Consider the following 1067-nt stretch of genomic DNA (forward strand, 5'->3'; position numbering starts at 1 on the left):
GCCGGGCTTGCCGTCTTTACCGTTCACGCCGATAGTACCGTCAACTCCGTCCGCTCCATCAGCTCCTTTTCCGCCTACTTGAATATTCTTTTTCATTTCTTCTTTCAACGTATCTAAAGAAGACTTGCTGGCTACATCCTCAATTACAACCTCTTTAGCGGCTTCATCCGGTTTCGTCTTATTCTTGACTTTAAGAGTAATCTTTCCATTTGTTACCTTATATGCACCGTCTTGTCCATCAGCTTTTACCAATGCATAGTCTGCTTTATTGTTTATCGCAGTCGTCAATTCTGTCTTAGCTTTTTCTACCTGTCCTACTGTGGCGGCATTAGTAGCTGTCGTACTTTCTTTGACATTCGTAATTTCATGGTTGCCCATATTGAGCCCGTCTTTGGTCAAAGCGACAGCACTATCACCCGATCCGATGGTCAACCCCTTATCATTGATAACAGAAGTCGTTGTCACGCCTTTTTCCGTCTTGGTAAACGTAGCGCTTTCCAAATTCTTCAGGTTCTTCGCCAGTTTAATATCCAATTTGCCGTTTTTATCTTTTTCTTTCGTAGCAACCACACCGATATTTTCATCGGTCAGTTTATCTTCTGCTTTTTCAGTTTCTCCTACCGTAACTCCACCGACGATTTCCACGGTTTCATTCAGTTTGGAGTAGAAGTTTCCTACATTGCCGGCAAATTTTAAGCCGTCATCCAACGTAGCTACGGAGTGCGGATTCTGTCCATTCGGATCGGTAATGACAATGCGCTTAATGGTTGTCGTGCCGTCTACACCCGGTTTTCCTTCGTCACCTTTTTCACCGCGAATGGAAAGACCGTTTTGTCCATTTGTCCCGTTCAAGCCGATAGAGCCGTCTTTACCGTTGATAACGACAGCACTGCCGTCTTTCCCGATAACTTCCACTTTCCCGTCTTTACCATCTTTACCCGGTTTACCGGCTTCTCCCGGTACTGCTTTTTCTCCAAATACCGGTGTATCCGATAAGCGATACGTGATTTTTTGGGTATGCGTTGCTGCATCCGTCGTCAAGTCTACAGATAAACCGTTCCCGGCTG

General features: G+C 45.3%; 1 pseudogene. It reads right to left on the reverse strand.

What is annotated here, in order from left to right:
• A pseudogene (locus HMPREF1039_RS08170) lies at positions 1-1041 on the reverse strand (hypothetical protein); the annotation flags it as partial.
• Positions 1042-1067: the final 26 nt, after the last annotated feature.

It is taken from the genome of Megasphaera lornae, from assembly GCF_000214495.1.
GTDB lineage: Bacteria > Bacillota > Negativicutes > Veillonellales > Megasphaeraceae > Megasphaera > Megasphaera lornae.